At 43.1% G+C, this 22,368-nt stretch carries 14 protein-coding genes; 13 read left to right on the top strand and 1 reads right to left on the bottom strand.

Annotated features, from left to right (window positions below; all coding sequences use genetic code 11):
* Positions 1–122 precede the first annotated feature (122 nt).
* The 5 genes from hpt to ACNOGP_RS09600 are packed head-to-tail and all read left to right on the top strand — an operon-like array spanning position 123 to position 3,966.
* The gene (gene hpt, locus ACNOGP_RS09580) at positions 123–659 is read left to right on the top strand and encodes a hypoxanthine phosphoribosyltransferase (RefSeq protein WP_007757958.1); all 537 of its coding nucleotides are present in this window, start codon (positions 123–125) and stop codon (positions 657–659) included.
* 33 nt (positions 660–692) lie between these two features.
* Entirely contained in the window at positions 693–1,262 is a 570-nt protein-coding gene (locus ACNOGP_RS09585; protein WP_007765352.1) for an adenylate kinase, read from the top strand.
* Positions 1,263–1,306: 44 nt separating this feature from the next.
* Entirely contained in the window at positions 1,307–2,470 is a 1,164-nt protein-coding gene (gene obgE, locus ACNOGP_RS09590; protein WP_418214660.1) for a GTPase ObgE, read from the top strand.
* Entirely contained in the window at positions 2,467–3,282 is an 816-nt protein-coding gene (gene pgeF / locus ACNOGP_RS09595) for a peptidoglycan editing factor PgeF (RefSeq protein ID WP_418214661.1), read from the top strand. The genes obgE and pgeF overlap by 4 nt, the downstream gene beginning before the upstream one ends.
* Positions 3,283–3,300: 18 nt before the next feature.
* On the top strand, positions 3,301–3,966 hold the full coding sequence (locus tag ACNOGP_RS09600) for a B3/4 domain-containing protein (protein ID WP_007765366.1): 666 nt from the start codon (positions 3,301–3,303) through the stop codon (positions 3,964–3,966).
* A gap of 15 nt (positions 3,967–3,981) precedes the next feature.
* Here ACNOGP_RS09600 and ACNOGP_RS09605 read toward each other — a convergent pair whose 3' ends face one another.
* Positions 3,982–4,872, bottom strand: a complete 891-nt coding sequence (locus ACNOGP_RS09605; protein ID WP_418214662.1) for a helix-turn-helix domain-containing protein — start codon at positions 4,870–4,872, stop codon at positions 3,982–3,984.
* Positions 4,873–5,043: 171 nt separating this feature from the next.
* On the opposite strand from ACNOGP_RS09605, the gene ACNOGP_RS09610 reads away from it, so the two are divergent.
* The 8 genes from ACNOGP_RS09610 (at position 5,044) to ACNOGP_RS09645 (ending at position 22,319) form a co-directional block, all read left to right on the top strand.
* Positions 5,044–6,426 carry a sugar porter family MFS transporter gene (locus ACNOGP_RS09610; RefSeq protein ID WP_007765369.1) on the top strand — a complete coding sequence of 461 codons (1,383 nt, stop codon included), beginning with the start codon at positions 5,044–5,046 and terminating at the stop codon, positions 6,424–6,426.
* A gap of 18 nt (positions 6,427–6,444) precedes the next feature.
* Positions 6,445–9,726, top strand: coding sequence for a DUF5107 domain-containing protein (locus ACNOGP_RS09615; protein ID WP_418214663.1), 3,282 nt, complete (start codon positions 6,445–6,447; stop codon positions 9,724–9,726).
* A 106-nt stretch (positions 9,727–9,832) separates the two neighbouring features.
* Positions 9,833–11,428 (top strand): glycoside hydrolase family 53 protein, encoded by a 1,596-nt coding sequence (locus tag ACNOGP_RS09620; protein WP_418214664.1) that lies wholly within the window; start codon positions 9,833–9,835, stop codon positions 11,426–11,428.
* A 12-nt stretch (positions 11,429–11,440) separates the two neighbouring features.
* Complete coding sequence (locus ACNOGP_RS09625; protein WP_418214665.1) at positions 11,441–12,811, top strand: hypothetical protein; 1,371 nt, start codon at positions 11,441–11,443, stop codon at positions 12,809–12,811.
* Between the two features lie 12 nt (positions 12,812–12,823).
* The gene (locus ACNOGP_RS09630; RefSeq protein WP_418214666.1) at positions 12,824–15,916 is read left to right on the top strand and encodes a SusC/RagA family TonB-linked outer membrane protein; all 3,093 of its coding nucleotides are present in this window, start codon (positions 12,824–12,826) and stop codon (positions 15,914–15,916) included.
* Positions 15,917–15,928: 12 nt separating this feature from the next.
* Complete coding sequence (locus ACNOGP_RS09635) at positions 15,929–17,440, top strand: RagB/SusD family nutrient uptake outer membrane protein (RefSeq protein WP_418214667.1); 1,512 nt, start codon at positions 15,929–15,931, stop codon at positions 17,438–17,440.
* A gap of 35 nt (positions 17,441–17,475) precedes the next feature.
* Positions 17,476–19,818: a beta-galactosidase gene (locus ACNOGP_RS09640; protein WP_418214668.1), complete on the top strand. Its 2,343-nt coding sequence runs from the start codon at positions 17,476–17,478 to the stop codon at positions 19,816–19,818.
* 5 nt (positions 19,819–19,823) lie between these two features.
* Entirely contained in the window at positions 19,824–22,319 is a 2,496-nt protein-coding gene (locus ACNOGP_RS09645; RefSeq protein ID WP_418214669.1) for a hypothetical protein, read from the top strand.
* Positions 22,320–22,368 lie beyond the last annotated feature (49 nt).

Genomic DNA, 22,368 nt, shown 5'->3' on the forward strand with positions numbered 1-22,368 from the left:
AGGGCGAGGAGGTATGTTTGCAAGAGCACATCTCCTCGCTTCTTTATAAAAACGTTCATATAGATTTCACTAAGTAGAATAAAAATTGTATTTTTGCGACAACTTTTTTAAAATAACCGGTTATGGATACCATTCAGATAAAAGACAAACAGTTTACCGTTTCTATTAAGGAACAGGATATTCAGAAAGAAGTGATTCGTGTAGCGAACGAAATCAATCGCGATTTGGCAGGTAAGAATCCGCTTTTCCTTAGTGTGTTGAACGGCTCTTTTATGTTTACCGCCGACCTATTGAAGCATATTACGATTCCTTGTGAGATCTCATTTGTGAAGCTGGCTTCTTATCAGGGAGTAACTTCCACAGGAGTTATCAAAGAGGTAATCGGCTTGAATGAAGACATTGCCGGACGTACGGTTGTCATTGTAGAAGATATTGTGGATACGGGGCTCACCATGCAACGTCTGCTGGATACATTAGGTACACGCAATCCGCAAGAAATTCACATCGCTTCTCTGCTGGTGAAACCGGAGAAGTTGAAGGTAGACCTCAACATCGAGTATGTAGCGATGGAGATACCGAATGACTTTATCGTGGGATACGGTCTGGACTATGACGGCTTCGGACGTAACTATCCCGACATTTATACAGTAGTAGACTAATTTCAAATACAAATTAATTTTTAGGTAAAAAAGATGTTGAACATTGTAATTTTCGGTGCTCCGGGTTCCGGCAAAGGGACGCAGAGCGAACGTATTGTAGAAAAGTATGGAATCAATCACATCTCAACCGGAGATGTATTGCGTGCTGAAATCAAGAACGGCACAGAACTGGGTAAAACGGCTAAAGGTTATATCGATCAAGGCCAATTGATTCCCGACGAATTGATGATTGATATTCTGGCAAGCGTATTTGATAGCTTTAAAGATAGCAAAGGTGTAATTTTCGATGGTTTCCCAAGAACAATTGCACAGGCGGAAGCATTAAAGAAAATGTTGGCGGAAAGAGGACAGGATGTTTCTGTAATGCTCGATTTGGATGTTCCGGAGGATGAACTGATGGTACGTCTTATCAAACGCGGTAAGGATTCCGGCCGTGCTGACGATAATGAAGAGACGATCAAGAAACGTCTGCACGTATATCACTCGCAGACTGCTCCGTTGATTGACTGGTATAAGAACGAAAAGAAATACCAACACATCAACGGTCTAGGCACTATGGAGGGTATCTTTGCGGATATCTGTGGAGCGGTGGACGGACTGTAGTCTTCTTTAAATATAAATCACTAACCAATTAATCATTAACCAACGTGGCTGAATCGAATTTTGTTGATTACGTAAAGATATACTGTCGCTCGGGTAAGGGCGGAAGAGGCTCTACGCACATGAGGCGCGAGAAATATTGTCCTAACGGAGGTCCCGACGGGGGCGATGGCGGAAGAGGAGGCCATATCATCTTGCGCGGTAACCGTAACTACTGGACTTTGCTACACTTGAAGTTTGACCGTCATGCGATGGCAGGTCATGGAGAGTCGGGAAGTAAAGGACGTAGTTTCGGCAAAGACGGTGAGGATAAGATAATTGAAGTACCTTGCGGAACGGTTGTTTACAATGCCGAAACCGGAGAGTACATTTGTGATGTGACTGAAGACGGGCAGGAAGTGATTCTGCTTAAAGGTGGTCGCGGCGGTCAAGGTAACTGGCATTTCAAGACGGCAACCCGCCAGGCTCCGCGTTTTGCGCAGCCGGGAGAACCGATGCAGGAAATGACTGTTATCATGGAGTTGAAACTACTTGCCGATGTCGGTCTGGTAGGATTCCCGAATGCGGGAAAGTCTACCTTGCTTTCTTCCATTTCGGCTGCCAAACCGAAGATTGCCGATTATCCGTTTACGACACTCGAACCGAATCTGGGTATCGTTTCCTATCATGATGGGAAATCTTTTGTAATGGCGGACATTCCTGGAATTATCGAGGGAGCCAGTCAAGGTAAAGGTTTGGGACTCCGTTTCCTGCGTCATATCGAACGCAACTCCTTGTTGTTGTTTATGGTTCCGGCGGACAGCGATGATATCCGTAAAGAATATGATATCTTGCTGAACGAGCTGCGTACATTCAATCCTGAAATGCTGGACAAACAACGGGTGTTGGCAATTACCAAGAGCGATATGCTCGATCAGGAACTGATGGACGAAATCGAGCCTACATTGCCCGAAGGCATACCGCACGTATTCATCTCTTCTGTTTCCGGTTTAGGAATCTCGGTGTTGAAAGACATCCTTTGGGAAGAACTGAATAAGGAGAGTAACAAGATAGAGGCGATTGTCCACCGGCCGAAAGACGTGACCTGCTTGCAACAGGAACTCAAAGACATGGGCGAGGATGAAGACATCGTTTATGAATATGAGGAAGATGCGGATGATGACGAGGACATCGACTATGAGTACGAAGAAGAAGATTGGGAAGAAAAATGATTTCACTCACAGAAGATAAAAGAATGTTGGGATATGAGTCGCTAAGCTCATATTCCAACATTTCTCATTTTGTAACTACCCGGCGGGGAGGGTACAGTGAAGGGGCTTATGCGTCTTTCAACTGTTCGCATTACAGTGGGGACGAACTGGCACGGGTGTGCCTTAACAGGAAGCTACTTTTGGAAGCATTGCCGCAGTCTCTTGTTGAACTGGTAGTCCCTGTGCAAACACATGGTACGGAGATTTTGCATATTGAGGACACTTTTACCGGATTATCTCCGGAACAGAAAGAAAAATCGTTGTATGGAATCGATGCGCTGATAACTGCCGAACCCGGATATTGCATCTGTATTTCTACGGCGGACTGTGTGCCTGTCTTGATGTATGACCGTACTCATCAAGCCATTGCGGCAGTGCATGCCGGATGGCGGGGAACAGTGGCACATATCCTTCGCAGTACTTTAGAGAAAATGCGCCGTATTTTCGGAACGGAAGGTAAGGATGTTACAGCCTGCATAGGTCCGAGCATCTCATTGGAGTCTTTTGAAGTGGGTGAAGAAGTATACGAAGCATTCAAAGAACAAGATTTTGATATGCTCCGTATTTCGACGTGGAACGGGCAAACCGGTAAACATCATCTGGATTTGTGGGAGGCTAACCGGATACAGTTGTTATCGTTTGGCATTCCTGACAGTCAGATAGAACTGTCCGGTATCTGCACTTATACCCATTGTGACGAGTTCTTCTCCGCCCGCCGTTTAGGGATTCGTTCCGGACGTATTTTGTCTGGAATCATGTTGGACACTGTATAAAAACTATTGTCATTGAATATGTATACTATTTCCATTTCTCAAGAGATTAAAGAAGCTTGTCCGGTATTTGCCGGAGCAGCTGTATATGCAACAGTCAGAAACACAAGTTATAGTGAAGGGCTCTGGCGTGAAATCAATGCTTTCACCGGGCAGCTGACTTCCACAACGCAGATGGAGGATATCAAACGGCAGCCTGTGATTGCAGCCACTCGTGAGGCATATAAGCGTTGTGGCAAGGACCCCGGACGTTATCGCCCGTCGGCAGAGGCTTTGCGCCGTCGCCTGATGCGCGGGATTCCTTTATATCAGATTGATACGTTGGTAGATCTCATAAATCTCGTTTCTCTCCGTACGGGACATTCTATCGGAGGGTTCGATGCGGATAAGATACAGGGCACGTGCCTTGAACTGGGGATTGGTAAGGCGGGAGAGCCCTTTGAGGGAATCGGGCGCGGTGTGCTGAATATCGAAGGATTGCCTGTGTATCGTGATTCTTTCGGAGGGATAGGAACACCGACCAGTGACCATGAGCGTACGAAAATGGATATCAATACTACCCATATTCTTGCTATTGTCAACGGTTATAATGGCAAAGAAGGTTTGAAAGAAGCTGCCGGAATGATTCAATCGTTGTTGAGAGACTATGCGGAATCGGACGGGGGCGAACTTCTATTCTTTGAATAATCCGCTTTGCCTGTATTACCCTTTCGTTGACTTACGGTATTCACGTGGTGACATTCCCATCATCTTGCTGAATAGTCGTGAGAAATAATAGGTATCTTCTATACCTATCTTATAGCATATCTGATTTATTTTCATGTCGGTTGTGTCCAGCAGCAGACAGGCCTGTTGTATCTTTAGCAGGTTGAAATAGGTGAGCGGGCTGTGTCCCGTTCTCTTTTTGAACAGCATAGAGAAATGTGATGGAGAATACCCGATCTGATCTGCTATGTCCTGCAGGCTGAGATGTTTCTCCATGTTTTCTTTCATATAATGAATGGCCAGCTCGATTATATTCTCGTCTTCCGTCTGTCCGTCACTTGCCGCATTGCGGAACTGCTGTACATATCTCAGTGTGCCCAGATAAAAATGAAACATCGAGAATGCGTATCGGAGGTTTTCATTGCTGTATCCGTTCTTCAATGTATTGAATATTTCCTCAAACAAATTGATCCGTGTGCTGATGCGAGAATGTAGCTCTGGTCGGATATCCATCGGCCGACCGGCTTCCTGCGCATAAAACGGTGCAAGGATTCCTTTGAAGTGTATCCAGTAAATAGTCCATGGGGAGGACTGGTCGGAAGCATAAGCATGAGGGACGCCAGCCGGAAGAATAAAATATTGGTTGGCGGATACCGTGTATTCCTGTTCCCCGATCCGATACCAACCGGCGCCGTCTATACAATAGATAAATACATATTGGTTGATCGGTTCTTTCCGTTCCCGGAAGTGATGTTTGGCTTTCGGATAATAACCAATGTCAGTGATGTGCAGCATAGAGGTCAACGGATCTTCTTCCATCCTGTCGACGATCATACGGGGAAGCACCAAAGCTCTTTCTCCGGTAAATCCATCTTTTAACTTTACCATAATCTCATAGTATATGATTTGACTGTTGGACGCAAATATATAACAATGTACGTAATCTGTCAAATAATACATTAAAAATAAGATTGTCCATCTTTATAAAATGAAATTCTATTTTTTGTGTGCCCGGCTACCTCTATCTTTGCAATATCAATTAATCAATCTTCTAATGGTATGAAAAGTTATAATAAGAAATTCGTCTATTTTATCTGTTTGGTTTCCGCAATGGGCGGTTTACTTTTCGGATACGACTGGGTAGTAATAGGAGGAGCGAAACCTTTCTATGAACTTTATTTCGGTATAGCCGATTCACCGACAATGCAAGGGCTGGCAATGAGCGTGGCTTTGCTGGGCTGTCTGATCGGTGCGATGGTAGCGGGCATGATGGCGGACCGCTACGGACGTAAACCGCTCTTGTTGATTTCCGCGTTTATCTTTTTCTCTTCCGCATACGCAACCGGAGCTTTCTCGACATTCAGCTGGTTTTTGGTAGCCCGTTTCTTAGGAGGGATCGGAATTGGAATTGCTTCGGGATTATCACCGATGTATATCGCTGAGGTGGCTCCGACTTCTGTTCGCGGCAAACTGGTTTCATTGAATCAATTAACCATCGTACTAGGTATTCTGGGAGCGCAAATCACTAACTGGCTGATAGCGGAACCTATCCCTGCCGATTTTACTTCCGCTGATATCTGCGCTTCGTGGAATGGGCAGATGGGATGGCGTTGGATGTTTTGGGGAGCGGCATTTCCGGCGGCTATCTTTTTATTACTGACCTGTTTTATACCGGAAAGTCCTCGTTGGCTGGCTATGAAAGGAAAGGATAACAAGGCCTGGAATGTATTAAGTAAGATAGGCGGGGATGATTATGCAGAGCAGGAACTTCAGATGGTTGAAGCTGCGGGTAACTCAAAGTCAGAAGGCGGACTGAAACTATTATTCAGTCGTCCGTTCCGCAAGGTATTGGTATTGGGTGTTGTGGTAGCCGTGTTTCAGCAATGGTGTGGCACGAATGTGATTTTCAACTATGCACAAGAAATATTCCAATCGGCAGGCTATTCTTTGGGGGATGTACTTTTTAATATTGTAGTGACCGGAGTGGCGAATGTAATCTTCACATTTGTAGCGATTTATACTGTCGAACGTTTGGGACGTCGTGCGCTGATGCTTTTGGGAGCCGGAGGGCTGGCGGGTATCTATCTCATTTTGGGTGCGTGCTATTTCTTCGAGGTAAGCGGTTTCTTCATGGTTGTCTTGGTGGTACTCGCCATCGCTTGCTATGCGATGTCTTTGGGTCCTATCACATGGGTGTTGCTTGCTGAAATCTTCCCGAACCGTATACGTGGCGTAGCAATGGCAACCTGCACTTTTGCTTTATGGGTAGGCAGTTTCACGTTGACATATACTTTCCCTTTATTGAATAGTGCTTTGGGCAGTTATGGTACATTCTGGATTTATTCGGCCATCTGCGTAGCGGGATTCATATTCCTCTTCCGTTCCTTGCCCGAAACGAAAGGAAAATCGTTGGAAACACTCGAAAAAGAATTGATAAAGTAAATATATAATCAGAATATTATGGTAAAAGCATGGAAAGAAAAGGTTGTCATTCCCACCTATGAAGTGGGGAAACCTGAAAAGAATCCTATTTTCTTAGAGAAACGTGTGTATCAAGGTAGTAGCGGTGTAGTATATCCTTATCCTGTGATAGAGTCCATCTCCAATGAAAAGACGGATAAGGAATATGAAGCGATTTATATTGAGAATGAATATATCAAGGTCATGATTCTGCCGGAACTAGGTGGACGTGTACAAATGGCTTATGACAAGATAAAGGAGCGTCATTTCATTTATTATAATCATGTGATAAAACCGGCTTTGGTAGGACTTGCAGGTCCGTGGATTTCGGGAGGTATCGAGTTCAACTGGCCTCAACATCACCGGCCGAGTACTTATATGCCTGTGGATACGATGATCGAAGAAAATGCCGATGGTAGCGTCACGGTATGGGTAAGTGAGATGGAACGTATGTTCCACCAGAAAGGAATGGCGGGCTTCACACTCCGTCCGGGACACGCATTTCTCGAAATCAAGGGAGTGCTTTATAACCGTACGGAGGTGCCGCAGACTTTCTTATGGTGGGCAAATCCTGCCGTTGCTGTGAACGATTATTATCAAAGTGTCTTCCCGCCTGATATCAATGCGGTGTTCGATCATGGAAAGCGGGCTGTATCCAGTTTCCCCATCGCTACGGGTACTTATTATAAAATGGATTACTCTGCCGGAGTGGATATTTCAAACTACAAGAATATCAAAGTTCCTACTTCCTATATGGCGGTAAACTCCCGTTTCAACTTTGAAGGAGGTTATGAAAATGACACTCATGCCGGTATGCTGCATATAGCCAATCATCATATATCTCCAGGCAAGAAGCAGTGGACATGGGGAAATGGGGACTTCGGACGTGCATGGGACCGTAATCTGACGGATGAGGACGGGCCGTATATCGAACTGATGGCAGGGGTGTATACCGAGAATCAACCGGACTTCACCTGGTTGCAGCCTTATGAAGAAAAGAGTTTTGTGCAATACTTCTTGCCGTATCGTGAGCTGGGTGTGATAAAGAATGCAAGCAGAGATCTATTGATGAACATTGATCCCGAAGGTGAAGACAGTGTGCGTTTGAAGGTTTTTGCGACCTCCAGGCAAACTGTAAATATTGTCTTGAAAGGTGAGGACGGTAAAGTTTATTATAGTAAAGAAGTCACGATTACTCCGGAAAATTTGTTGGACGAAACAATCAATGTGTCAGGAGAGTGTTTTAATAGACTGAATCTGGAAATTACCGCCAACGGAAAAGAACTGCTTTACTGGCACGCTGAACCGGAAGAAGTAAAACCGATTCCCGATGCAGCCGAAGCGGCCTTATTGCCGGAGGAGATAAAGACTACCGAACAGCTTTATCTGACGGGATTGCATTTGGAGCAATACAGACACGCTACCTACAATCCTGTGGACTATTACGAAGAAGCGTTACGCCGTGATCCGATTGATGTGCGCAATAACAATGCGTTGGGTTTATGGTATATCCGTAAAGGACGTTTCCATAAGGCGGAACAATATCTGCTTACGGCAGTGAAGACCTTGCAAAAGCGGAATCCGAATCCTTATGACGGTGAGCCTCTTTATAATCTGGGACTTGCCTTGAAGTATCAAGGACGTTACAATGAGGCTTACGACCGTTTCTATAAATCTTGTTGGAATGCCGCTTGGCAAGATGCAGGCTATTTTGCCTGTGCTCAGATTTCTACTATGCAAGGTCGTTTGGAGGATGCTTTGGACGAAATAGACCGTTCATTGATTCGTAACTGGCATAATCATAAAGCGCGTGCTTTGAAAGCAACGGTTCTTCGTCAGATGAATAAAACGGAAGAAGCTTTGCAATTGATAGAAGACTCGTTGGCTCTTGATAAGTTCAATTTCGGTTGTCGATATGAGAAGTATCTATTGACCAGTAATGCGGATGATTTGGCAATTCTGAAAACAATGATGCGTGGTGAAGCTCATAACTATGATGAAATAGCTCTTGATTATTGTGCCGCCGGTTGTTGGGAGGAAGCTGCTTCTTTATGGAATGTAGCTATTAGTGAGGGAATTGTCACTCCGATGACCTATTATTATTTAGGATGGTGTCTGGTTCAAGGAAATCTTGCCGGAGCAGAACAGGCATTCATAGACGCATCCACCACTTGTTCCGATTATTGTTTCCCGAATCGTCTGGAAGCCATCCTCGCTTTGCAATGTGCAATGGAGCAAAATCCGAAGGATGCGAAAGCACCTTATTATCTGGGTAATTTGTATTATGATAAGCGCCAGTATGATTTGGCTATGGAAGCATGGGAGACTTCTGCTGAACTGGATGATAAATTCCCGACTGTATGGCGTAATCTGGCTTTGGCATACTTCAATAAAAAAGACGAAGAAGTAAAAGCCATCGAATGCATGGAACGTGCTTTCCTGCTTGATGTAACTGATGCGCGTGTTCTTATGGAATTGGATCAACTCTATAAACGTGTGCATCGTTCTCACGTCGAACGTTTGGCATTCTTACAGAAATATCCGGAATTAATTGCACAACGTGACGATTTAATATTGGAGGAAATTACTTTATTGAATCAAATAGGTGAATACGAAAAAGCAAAAACATTGCTTGACGAACATATCTTCCATCCGTGGGAAGGAGGAGAAGGTAAGGTACCAGCTCAGTATCAGTTTGCACGTGTTGAATTGGCTAAAAAAGCATTGGTTGCCGGCAATAATGAAGAAGCAATTGCATTATTGGAAGAATGTCTGGAATATCCGCATCATTTAGGAGAAGGAAAACTGTACGGTGCACAAGAAAATGATTTCTACTACTTTATGGGTTGTGCTTACGAAGCTTTAGATAACAAGGCAAAAGCCGTTGAATGTTGGGAACAAGCCACTTTCGGTCCTACCGAACCAGCTGCTGCCATGTATTATAACGACGCAAAACCTGATAAGATATTCTATCAAGGACTGGCTTTGGTGAAGCTCGGACGTATGGATGAGGCTAACGGGCGCTTCCATAAGTTGACTTCTTACGGTGAAAAGCATTTGTTTGACAAGATTAAAATGGATTATTTTGCAGTGTCGCTACCAGACTTGTTGATTTGGGAAGATGATTTAACTGTACGGAATATTATCCATTGCAAATATATGATGGCGTTAGGATATTGGGGACTGGACCAAAAGGAAAAATCTGTCCGGTTATTAGTGGAGGTAGAAAGATTGGATATTAATCATCAGGGGATTCAGGCTCTGCGCAGTCTGATAGGATAAGGCTATTTTGTGGCGATACATTCGTATCGTCACAAAATCCTGTTTAAATTGTATAATATAAACCTTAAATGGCGAGAATATGAGAAATATTAAAAACAGTTCAATTATGAAAATCACAAATCTTATTGTGGTTGGATTTCAAGTTGTTTGCGGTATGGCAGCTTGCTCGGATGATCCTGTGGCTGTTGGCGATCCCGAACCCTCAGTTGTAGTTGTAAAAGTTCCTAATGGAAGTTTCGAAGACAATGCTGCTGAAACGGTTTCTCCTGAAGGCTGGACAGTTAGTGGAGAGCGTTCTGCGGCAAAGGTCGTAGAGGGTGGATGTGAGGGTAATTATGCGTTGCATTACGAGTCAGCTTCCGCATATACTGTAACCACTACCCAAACAGTCGATGGCTTGGAAGACGGGATTTACGATCTTGAATTTTATTATAAAAGTAGTGGTGGACAGACGGCCTGCTATGTTGCGGCAGGTACTGATATGGATAATAGGAAAATGACTTCTCTACAGGCATCTCCGACTACCTGGATTCGTTCTTATGTACGCGGTATTAAAGTAGAAGAAGGAAAATGTGATATTGAATTACACAGTCAGTCTGCCGGAACGAATTGGAGCCGCTTCGATGCGCTTCGCCTGAAAAAGACAGATAATGCGTATGATTTACTGAAAGGGGGCGATATATCGCAATTGACTTATGTAGAACAAATGGGAGGGAAGTTCTATGAGGATGGAGAGGAAAAAGACTGCATTGAAATTCTTAAAAACAATGGCTTTAATATCGTCCGCCTCCGTTTGTATAATGATCCGGGAAATCCGGATTATGCGCCATCCAATCGTTTGCCGGAAGGAATCTCAGGACCGGAAGATATTTTGCGTCTGGCTAAACGTGCAAAAGAGGCGGGGATGCAGATTTTGCTGACTTTTCATTATAGCGATTACTGGACAAATGGAGAAACACAGACCAAGCCGCATGATTGGGAGTCATTGGACCGCCTTGCATTGAAGCAGGCACTCTATGATTTTACTTCCGGTTTTATGAATAAAATGAAAGCACAAGGTACGATTCCCGAATTTGTGGCACTGGGTAATGAAACTCAATCCGGAATGTTGTATCCTGACGGGAGTTATGAAAACTTTGCACAACTTTCAGAACTGTATAATGCAGGTTATGATGCAGTAAAGGCAGTATCGCAAGATTCAAAGGTAATCATTCATCTGAATGCAGCCGGAGATAAAGATCTGTATAACTGGTATTTTGGTGAACTGAAGAATAGAAATACGAAATATGATGTGATCGGAGCTTCCTACTATCCTTATTGGACACAGAAAAACGCTGCACAGATGCGTGAGTGGGCGGACTATATCTCTGCAAAATTTGATAAAGACATATTGATTATGGAAACCGGTTATAGTTGGAACAAGACTTTGCCTGACGGAACTCCGGGACAATTATCTGATAATGGACCATATAAAGATTTCTCCCCGCTTGGACAAAAAAATTATATGCTCGAACTTATCAAAGAGATAAAACAAGCGAAGGATTGTCGTATACTTGGTTTCCTCTATTGGGATCCTATTTTTATTGAAGTTGAAGGTATGGGATGGGAATTGGGTGCTAAAAATTATGTAAGCAATACCACTCTGTTCGATTTTTCAGGAAATAGAATGGAAGTTCTGGATGCATTCAAATATAATAACTAAAAAGAATATACCATGAAGAACGTTTTAATAACAATCGGAAAACTATATCTGTTGCTGACGCTCATTTGCTTTGCTGTTGGCTGTGATGATGATAAGGAGGATGTGGCTCCCGGTCTTTATGTGGCAAGTGAAGAAATAGAAACATTTCCCGGTGACACGGTACTTGTATCGGGAACAGCTTCTAACTATGCCGGATTGGCAAGCATTACATTGAGTTGCGAAGGCTGGGGAATACATAAAGTTTACGACTTGAATGGTCAGAAACCCAAGGTCTTTAATTATGATTATCGGCTGGTTGTACCGAAGACTGCTGCTTTTGAAGAGAATCTGTTAATAACAATCTGTGATGTGAACGGATGGGAAACAAAGAAGAATGTGTTATTAACTTATATTGCGGATATGGAAAGTCCGGTCATGCAAACACAGCTTCCGTCTCGAATAGCGGTGGACTTTAATACGGCTACGAATAAAGGTAGTTGGAACCTGAATTTGAAATTTACGGACGATCGCGATTTAAAAAGTGTTCGTATGCAAATACCGGATATGCAAATAGATGAAACTGTAGCAGTTAGCGGTCGCAGTGGAGAACTGAAACGTACCATTGACTTTACTACTGGAGAGTTTCCTGTTACTTTGACTGTTACTGATGCAGGAGGAAATGAAACTATTGTCAATACTACGGTAGTTGTCATGTTGGCGGAGGAAGAAGATCCGTTTGAAGATTATCCTGTGATGTGGGTAGTCAATGCTTCAGAGAAAGCAGAGGATTATTTAGATGGTTACTATGCTCCGATGATTCACAAGGGAGAATATCAATATGAGGGGAAATTTTATGCTGATAAGGAAGATTTTCAGGTTTTCTTTACTTCCGGGAAGACAATGAACGGTGACCTTTTTGGTGTGAGTCCTTATGTCAATTCGAAGCTTATGAATAAAAACGGTTATGTAGTGCCTGTCACGATTGCTGAACCCGGTTATTACGGTGTGTGGATTGACCTGCAGGCACATACTTACAGTGTATGGAAACTAGAATTTTCAACAACTCCTTATACGGGTTCGCTTACTATATCCGGTTGTGGCTTCAGTGATTTTGCAGATTGGGGTACGTCTGCTACAGAAATGGCACGTGATGGTTATCGTTATACTTGTACTTTGAATCAAATTGGCGGTTATACTGCTACACGCCAATATTATGCGGCTTGTGTGTCTGATTGGGGATATATTCTTCGTTATTGGACTAGTGATGAGGGGTGCGGTTGGTGGGAAGACACCACAAATGCAGGTGGAGCTGTATGCAGTTATACGAGCGATTATGACGGAGAGGTACAAATCACTTTTGATACTGCTATTCTTTGGGCTACAATCAAGAAAATAACCGAATAAAACGAAATAGGTATGAAAACAATATATTCAATAAGTAAAAAGGCGGGATTGCTTTTATCCTTCCTGTTGCTGGCTGTTTCACTGATGGCACAGAACTCGATTCATGTGAAAGGAGTTGTAAAAGACCCGGTCGGTGAAGCTATCATCGGTGCAAGTGTGGTTGTTAAAGGAACTACCAATGGCTCTATCACTGATTTGGATGGGCATTTTAATCTTTCGGATGTACCTTCGGGAGCAGTGATAACTGTTTCTTATATTGGTTATGTTTCCCAAGAAAAGAAAGCGACTACTACGATGGAATTTATTTTGAAAGAAGATAATAAAACGTTGGACGAGATTGTCGTAGTCGGTTACGGTACTGCTAAAAAGAGCAGTATCTCCGGTGCGGTAGCTTCTGTAAAAGCCGATGAATTACCGACCGCCGCGTCCGCTTCGGTTGGCTCTATGTTGCGTGGACGTTCGTCGGGTATGAATATAACGCAGAATAGTGCAAATCCGGGTGCGTCGATGAATATTTCGATCCGCGGCGGCCTTTCCGGGCAAAACCCGTTGATTGTGATTGATGGAGTTCCTCAGGTTTCTTCTAAAACAGTAACGGCAGGTACTGCTTATAGTGGTGGTGAAAAAGACAATGGTCTGATAAATTTAAACCCGAATGATATCGAAACTATAGATATCTTGAAGGATGCTTCGGCTGCTGCTATCTACGGTTCAGATGCTTCGGGAGGTGTGATACTGATTACTACCAAACGTGGAAAAACCGGTAAACCGGATATTTCTTATTCGGGTTCGGTGGCTTTCCAGTACATGAAAGACAAACCGAATTTTCTGAAAGCACGTGATTTCATGATTGAACAGAATAAAGTGTTTGATGAACTGGGGCGCGGAGATGAAAAGAAGTATACCGATGGACAAATAGCCAACTTTGTAGGAGACGGAACGGATTGGATGGATGAGGTAACTCGTGTGGGAATTGTGAATGAACACAACCTTTCTGTTTCCGCGGGTACGGAGGCTACGAAATATCTGTTCTCCTTGAGTTATTACGATCATCAGGGAATTGCGAAAAACAATTCTATGAACCGTATCACAGGACGCTTGAATGTGGATCAGACTATTAACCGTATGCTGAAAGCCGGAATTAATTCTACTTTCTCACAAATCAAGTATCACGATGTGCCGTTGGGAAATGAACGTCAGGATAATTCGGCTTTGATCTATTCGGCCATGACATTTATTCCTACTGTGCCGGTATATGATGAAGAAGGTAAATATTCCGTGAATCCGATTCGTGATATTTATCCCAATCCGGTCTCATTATTGGATATTACCGATCAGACGGTTAGTCGTGACCTCTTTGTCAGTGGTTATTTGGAATTCAGACCTATCAAAGATTTGTTGTTGAAAGCCACTGTCGGTTTTGATATGAAAGATGTTCAGGCTGACCAATACATCCCTACTACCACAAAGAAAGGATATAGCATGGACGGTCAGGCTTCCAAGCAGAATGCGAAATCTCAAATGAATCTGTTTAATGCCATTGCCAACTATACGAAAGTCTTCAATGAAATTCATGATATAAATCTTATGGCAGGTTTCGAATATAAGAAATCGTCTTGGGAAGGGATGGGGATTGTAGCTTCCCAGTTTCCTTATGACGGTTCTCAAATGAACAATATCGGAACGAGTGAACAAGAGAAACCTACTATCAGTTCGTATAAAGGTGCTAATGAGATGGCGTCTTTCCTGGCACGTCTGAACTATTCGTTGGCTTCCAAATATATTCTGACTGTCAATCTCCGTGTAGATGGTTCATCCAATTTTTCGAAAGAACATCAATGGGGAGCTTTTCCCGGAGTATCTGCGGCTTGGCGCATGAATGAAGAAAATTGGATGAAGAATATCGGTTGGCTGAGTAACTTGAAACTTCGTGTCGGCGTGGGGCAGACCGGTAACGCCGGTAACTTGACAGGAATCAATACCTATTATTCCGTTTCGCAAGGAGCTTTTGCACCGAATGGAAGTTTGGTAAACGGAATGGCTATTTCCAAGATAGGAAATGAAAAATTGAAGTGGGAGACACTGACTGATTATAACTTCGGTATTGATTTCGGTTTCTTTAATAATCGTCTGTCCGGCTCGGTCGATCTGTATCAGCGTTTACGTAAAGATGTCATTATGTCTAAAGACTTGATGTCCTATCATGAGGTAAAGACAATTGATTATAATTCAGCAACGGTCTATCGTTCTCGTGGTATTGATGTAGGTATTCACAGTGTGAACTTTGATAATAAGAAGTTTGGTTGGACTACAGATTTGAACTTCTCATATTATCGTAATCATACTACTAAGCGTGATCCGGATTTCATTCCCGCCGTCTATCAAGATTACGTGGAAGATTGGGGAAATGTTTATGGATATAAGACCAATGGTCTAATTCAAATGGATAAGTCTTACAAACATTTACAGAAATCCGGTGCCGGTGCCATCTTGTATCAGGACTTATATGGTTACCAACTCGATGAAAATGATGAGAAAATGCGTGATGGTGAAGGCCGTTATATTCGCATTGCGGGAGAAGACGGTATTCTGGATGATGCTGATATGGTGGTATTGGCGAATAACACTCCGATTCCTTTTAGTATTAACAATACTTTCCGGTGGAAGAACTGGGATGCGAATATTTATCTGTACGGTTCGTTGAATGGATGGAAAGTGAACGATATCAAGTTGCAGTCTATCTATGGAATTGAGGATATCACGTACGGAGTTAATGTATTGGATGAGGTGAAAAACCGTTGGTCTCCTGCTAATCCCTCCGGAACGATGCCGGGTGTAGCCGAAGCTTCTTCGGGAGTCAATCCTAGCAAGAGTGACTTTTTCTTGGAGAAGGCTTGGTATCTGCGTTTGGATAATGTGTCTGTTGGCTATACCTTCCCTGCACAGTGCTTTAAGAATAAGATTCGTTCGGTCCGGGTGTATGCCGCAGGACGTAATCTTGCTATATTTACTCCTTATAAAGGGATGGACCCTGAAACGGGAAACGGTATCGGGGCTTACCCTAATCAGGCTTCATTTGCTATTGGCTTGGATGTGAAATTCTAATATATGATGAGTATGAAAACAATAAAATATATCGCTGCAACTTTGTTGATGTTGTCCGTGACTTCTTGTGAACTGGAACGACTGGATTATACGGAAATCTCTCCTGATAACTTTTTCAAGACAGAAACCGACCTGAAGCTGGCTGTTAATTCGCTTTATTATGATTTTAATCCCGGTGATTTCAAGTCTGTTTATTCGGCGGACTATTCCGGTTATCAGATAATAGGGGATATGACTACTGACGTGCTTTGGTCTTGTTGGGCATGGGAATCGGATGAACTTTATTTCCAACAATGGTACGCAACTGTGGGTGGAGATATACAGAACCATGCTTATTCAAATTTTGAACGGTATAATTATCTTTCGAAAGCACGGAATACGATTCGCCGCATCGAAGCTTCTCCGGTAAGTGAAGAGGCTAAATCACTTTATTCGGGTGAGGCAAAGGCGCTGCGTGGATGGATGGGGCTTTATCTTTATGATATGTTCGGGCCTGTACCTGTAGCTTCGGATGAAGTCTTGGATGATCCCCAGACATTTGTTTATCTGCCGCGACTGACAGAAGAAGAGTATGATGCAATGATGGAAGCAGATTTGCGGGATGCTATCCGTGATCTGCCTGAAATACCCGATGCTCGTGGACGTATGACAAAAGGTGCCGCACGCATGATTTTGTTGAAGTATTATATGATAAAGGGGTATTTTGATAAAGCGGAAACTTTGGCGCGGGAACTGATGGAGATGGAAGGACGTGTATATGGTTTGCAGACCGATTATAACTATATTTTCTCGAAAGAAGGAATAGGCAATAATGAAGTGATTCTGCAACTAGCCTGCAACAGTACTGCCAGTTGGTATTCGAACTATATGACAGCCGAAGTGCTTCCGGCCGATTATCCCTGGTCGGAGAAAGCGACCGGATGGGGCGGTTATGTAATGCCTTGGGACTTTTATGATACGTTTGAAGCCGGTGATAAGCGTTTGAAGAATGTGATAACGACATATACTAATAAGAAAGGTGAAAAGATAGACCGTACGAATAGTGCGCAGTTGGCCAAAGGCGCATTACCTCTTAAATATGGGAAAGACCCCGACATGAAAGATGGTCAGAGTGGCATTGATGTAGTGATCTATCGTTACTCGGATGTGCTGCTTACACTTGCCGAATGTATCAACCGTAATGAAGGCAGACCGACTACAGAAGCCATCGGTCTGGTGAATCGTGTTCGTAACCGTGCCGGATTGCTTGCTTTGGATGATTCGGAGACTGCTTCAGCAGAAGCGTTCAATGAGGCTTTGCTTTTGGAACGCGGACATGAATTTTATCTTGAGGGGCTTCGCCGCCAGGATCTTATCCGCTTTGGTAAGTATGTGGAATATGCCAATAAGCGTATTGATACTATCAATAAACAGGAAGGACGTGGCTATTTCAATGTGCACGACGGACACAACCGTTTTTGGATTCCCCAGAGTTTCATAGATGAGTCCAAAGGGGCTATCAAGCAAAATAACTATGACAGATGATTGTAAATGACAAATAGATTGAAAGATTTAAACTTATGAAGAATATTATAATAACATCAGCACTTTGTGCTATTACTACAATAAGTATGGCTCAGCAAGTATATGAGCTTTCGGCACCGGCAAAAGAGAAGACTATTTACACAGGTCATTTGAAGATGGGGGGAACCAGCCCCTCAGGTGGAAGCATTGATGTGAATAGCTATTATATGTCTATTGATGGAAAACCGGTAATCCCGGTGACGGGCGAGTTCCATTATAGCCGTTATCCGCACGAACAATGGGAAGAAGAGATTCTTAAGATGAAAGCGGGAGGTGTCAACGTCCTTCCGACCTATGTTTTCTGGAGTCTTCATGAAGAACAGGAAGGTGTATTCAACTGGAGCGGCAATCTTAATATACGCAAGTTCTTTGAACTATGTAAAAAACACGGTATGAATGTCATTGTTCGTATCGGTCCTTTCGGACACGGTGAGATACGCAACGGTGCTCTACCCGATTGGCTTTTTGCCAAGCCATTGGAAGTCCGTTCGAATGACGAGAACTACCTCTTCTACGCCAAACGTCTTTATGGAGAGATAGCTAAACAGCTTGAGGGACTTTACTACAAAGATGGTGGTCCGATCATTGGTACGCAGATAGAAAATGAGCATCAACATTCGGCTGCTCCGTGGGGCGTAAATTATCCGGGTGAACCGATGGATATGACTACCGCTACTTATGATTCTTCGATTACGATGATTGGAGTAAGCGTGCAGGATAAACAGATTACTACTGCCGAACAGGGTGATCTTCACATGAAAACACTAAAAAAGATGGCGGAAGAAGCGGGTATTATTACTCCTATCTATACAGCTACGGGGTGGGGAAACGCTGCTGTTATCGGTAATGAAGCTATTCCTGTGACCGCTGCTTATACCTATCCGTTTTGGGCGGAACCGGAAATGTCTCCTTTCTGTATGTTTAAGGATATCCAAAGGAATCCCGATTATGCTCCGGTGCGTTACGATACCGACAAATTTCCTTCTTTCTGTGCGGAGATGGGAGCTGGCATGCAGATGATTTACAAACGTCGTCCCATTGTCACGGCAAAAGCTGCCGAAGCCTTGATGGTACGCACATTGGGTAGTGGTGCTAATTGCATTGGTTACTATATGTATCATGGTGGTTCTACACCGAGAATGGCAGGCGGTATAACCTCGTTCAATGATGAGCCGATGGGTATGCCTAAAATTTCTTATGACTATCAAGCGCCATTAGGTGAGTTTGGGTTGGAGCACGAATCCTATCGTACACTTCGTTTGCTGCATTCTTTCCTTGCGGACTTTGCCGAACGTTTGGCTCCGATGGAAACAGTTCTTCCTGAAGATTATAAAAAGATGACTCCCGGTAACCGTGAAACTTTGCGCTATGCCGCCCGTATGAAAGATGATTCAGGCTTTATCTTTATGGTTAACTTTCAAGATCATGATACCGGGCGGATCGACCAAAAGAATTTGCAACTTCGTCTCAATTTGACGAATGAAACATTGCAAATTCCCGCCAAAGGAACATTTACTCTACCGAAAGATGAAAGTGTTATATTGCCATTCAATTTCCCAATGGGAGATGCTGTGCTGAAATACGCTACCGCCCAACTGTTGATGAAGATAGATGATAACGGTAAAGAACATTATTTCTTTTTCACTCCTGATGGTATGAATACCGAATATGTATTTGATAAGGCAACTGTGCGTGGCACAAATGTATTTACACCACTTCCCGGCATAAAGAGCACTTTCAGTATTAAAACAAGAAGTGGCAAAACAGTGAAAATCACAACCTTGACTCGCGAGCAGGCTTTGAATAGTTGTAAGGTGAACGGAAAGCTGCTGATTACCAAAGCGACAGTTCTTCCGGATAAGGAAAGAGTACAGTTATTAAGTCTTGGCAATCCTGCATTCGATTATATACTCTATCCTTCCAAACAGGGGTTTAAGACGCAAACTATTGAGGTTGGAACAGTAAAACCGGAATTTTCTTTCAAAAAGGTGGGGGCGCGTCGTCTGACGGTACGTTTCGAGGATAATGGAGAGTTTCCACAAGTACAGGAGTATTTCCTTCGTCTGAACTATACAGGAGATGTAGCGATGGCATTTATAAATGGTAAAATGGTTCTTGATCATTTCTATCATGGTGCGCCGTGGACAATAGGTTTGAAACGTTTTACCGAACAAATGAAGAAAGAGGAGCTAGGTTTCTATTTCCGCCCTCTGCGCTCTGACGCTCCATTTCTGATAGATTTGCCCAAAGAAGCAATTCCCGATTTCTCAAAAGGTTCGGTTTGCACAGTTAACAATGTAGAGATTATTCCTGAATATATAACAACGCTCAAATTCTGACAAAGATGTATCGATTTATAATAATCAATTTATTTCTTGCGTTTACGGCAGTTCTGCAAGCACAGGAATTGGTATACACTGATGCGGCGGGAACTATTCGCTGGAAGAAAAATAAACAGGAGGTCTCTTTATTCGGGGCCAACTATTGCTTGCCTTCCGCTTGTGATTTCCGTGCGGCAGCTTACATGAGAGGTGATCGCAAGCAAATGATTGCGGAAGATATGGATCATTTCAAACGAATGAACTGGGATGCTCTGCGCTTATGCTTCTGGGGAGATTTTCAGAATACCGACCGCGACGGAAATTTGCTGGAAAACGAGCATTTGGATTTATTGGACTGTTTGATTGCTGAGGCTGACAAACGGAATATTTATATGTTGTTGAGTCCAATTGTTACTTATAATTCGCAGTGGCCTGAAATGACTGATACAACCAATACGGGTTTTGCTAAATATTATCCTAAAAATACGCTTACTCACGATGAGAAAGCTATCCGGGTGCAGGAGAACTATTTGAAACAAATACTCCAACACCGCAATCCTTATACGGGACGTTGTTTGAAAGATGAGCCGAATATCTTGTTTGTAGAGTTTATAAACGAGCCGAGTCAGTTTCCGGATGACATACCCGGAATGGTGAACTATATCAACCGTCTGTATAAGGCTGTGAGGAGTACGGGATGTAAAAAACTAACCTTTTATAATGTGAGTCAGAACTTCGGAGTGGCTCCTGCTATACGGAAATCAAAAGTGCAAGGTTCTACACATGCATGGTATCCCGGAGCATTGAATAATGGTTATAGTCTTCAAGGAAACGGTTTGTTGTTTGTTGACCGTTATGAACAGATGATGGATCCGGAATTGAAAGGTAAAGCGAAGATCGTTTATGAATTTGATTCTACTGATAATTCTTTAGGATATATGTATCCGGCTATGGTGCGTGAGTTCCGTCGGGGAGGTATTCAGTTTGCTACGATGTTCTCGTATGATATGTTGCGCACGGCTCCGACAAATCTAGGATGGCAGACCCAATATTTCAATATGGTATACACCCCCTCGAAAGCAGTCAGTGGAATGATTGCGGCTGAAGTGATGCGCCGTATTCCTCGTGGCAAGCATTTCGGCTACTATCCGGAGAATAATGTTTTTGGTGATTTTCGGGTAAGTTATGACGAGCGGTTGAGTGAGTTGAATGCGGATGATATGTTTTATTATTCCAATACGACAACTACCCGCCCGAAGAACTTACAATCGTTAGCTCATATTGCCGGCGTCGGTTCTTCTCCTGTGGTAAATTATTCCGGAACCGGTATTTATTTTCTGGATAAACAATCGGATACTACTTGGTTGTTGGAAGTGTATCCTGACATTATGGAACTGGATGATCCTTTTAAGATGGTTAATCCTAATCGGATGGTGAGAAAAGCCGGTTGTAATAGTCGTACAATGAGGATAAAATTACCGGGACTAGATACGGTACTGACCGTTTTACCCGGGAAATATAAATTATCAGCGGGAAAACTGATAAGTAAAGAAGAGCTTCCGGCAAAGGATTTGTATCAGGAGCCGATGAAGAAATGGGAAGTCGCTAATCGGACTGCAACGGAGTTTGTATCGGGACAACCGATGACATTCAGATGCGAAGTGTTTGGAGATGAGCACCCCAAAGAGGTATCTCTTTATCTGATGTTGAATCCGTGGGGCTGTAAACGTATTCCGATGATGGCGAAAGACGGATTTTATTATGAGGCGCAAGTAGACTTGAATTGGCTTGAGAAAGATAGTTACCGGTATCATTATGCAGTAGAAACCGGTGATGAAACGTTGCTTTTTCCGGCAAAAACAGATTGTTTACCGGATAGGTGGGATTATTACGAACAGGATACTTATGCGTTTCGTCTAGTGTCTCCCACTACACCTTTATCACTTTTGGGAGAGCAGGATAGCTGGAAGCGTATACGATACTCGCGTACCTATTTAAGTCCGGAAACGACGTTCAGATCAGTCTCTTGTGGTGAAGAATTGATTCCTGCATTTCAACTCTCTGTTACAGATTTAGGGAAAAATGATACATATGTGACTCCTTGTGATGCGACATTTTCTCATTTTATCGGTGATAAGATTGCTTGTCGTGATATGAGTAAAGTATCTCCCTCATTTATCAAAGTTCGAGCTTATGGGTTGAATGGTACTGATAAGGCTATTTGTAATGTTGTAGATAAAGATGGCAGAGGATATGGCGCTGTATTTCAACTGGGGCAAGAAGTATCTGATATATTAATACCTGTTTCTTCTCTTGTTCCGACAAAAGCTGCTATGTTGCCCCAAGATTGGCCGGGAGTAAATTCTTATTGGTATCCGGCTTCTATGCAAACATATACTATTCCTTTGGATTGGACGATTGCGGAATTTGTTCAGGTTTCACTCCGGAATGAATTGTATGACACAAGTAATCAGAAGAATAAAGGGGTAATTGTGGAGAAGATAGAATTGTTGTTTTAATAATAATTCATAAATCGTTATCAGGAATTCACTTCGGAAAGTGACAATA

The sequence above is a fragment of the Bacteroides difficilis genome, from assembly GCF_048319815.1.
GTDB classification, from domain to species: Bacteria; Bacteroidota; Bacteroidia; order Bacteroidales; family Bacteroidaceae; genus Bacteroides; species Bacteroides zhangwenhongii.

Bases quoted from the DNA above. Each gene is read 5' to 3' on its own strand.
- pgeF (WP_418214661.1), top strand. From the start codon at position 2,467: ATGATTTCACTCACAGAAGATAAAAGAATGTTGGGATATGAGTCGCTA.
- ACNOGP_RS09600 (WP_007765366.1), top strand. From the start codon at position 3,301: ATGTATACTATTTCCATTTCTCAAGAGATTAAAGAAGCTTGTCCGGTA.
- hpt (WP_007757958.1), top strand. From the start codon at position 123: ATGGATACCATTCAGATAAAAGACAAACAGTTTACCGTTTCTATTAAG.
- ACNOGP_RS09620 (WP_418214664.1), top strand. From the start codon at position 9,833: ATGAAAATCACAAATCTTATTGTGGTTGGATTTCAAGTTGTTTGCGGT.
- ACNOGP_RS09625 (WP_418214665.1), top strand. From the start codon at position 11,441: ATGAAGAACGTTTTAATAACAATCGGAAAACTATATCTGTTGCTGACG.
- ACNOGP_RS09645 (WP_418214669.1), top strand. From the start codon at position 19,824: ATGTATCGATTTATAATAATCAATTTATTTCTTGCGTTTACGGCAGTT.
- ACNOGP_RS09640 (WP_418214668.1), top strand. From the start codon at position 17,476: ATGAAGAATATTATAATAACATCAGCACTTTGTGCTATTACTACAATA.
- ACNOGP_RS09630 (WP_418214666.1), top strand. From the start codon at position 12,824: ATGAAAACAATATATTCAATAAGTAAAAAGGCGGGATTGCTTTTATCC.
- ACNOGP_RS09635 (WP_418214667.1), top strand. From the start codon at position 15,929: ATGAAAACAATAAAATATATCGCTGCAACTTTGTTGATGTTGTCCGTG.
- ACNOGP_RS09605 (WP_418214662.1), bottom strand. From the start codon at position 4,872: ATGGTAAAGTTAAAAGATGGATTTACCGGAGAAAGAGCTTTGGTGCTT.
- ACNOGP_RS09615 (WP_418214663.1), top strand. From the start codon at position 6,445: ATGGTAAAAGCATGGAAAGAAAAGGTTGTCATTCCCACCTATGAAGTG.
- ACNOGP_RS09585 (WP_007765352.1), top strand. From the start codon at position 693: ATGTTGAACATTGTAATTTTCGGTGCTCCGGGTTCCGGCAAAGGGACG.
- ACNOGP_RS09610 (WP_007765369.1), top strand. From the start codon at position 5,044: ATGAAAAGTTATAATAAGAAATTCGTCTATTTTATCTGTTTGGTTTCC.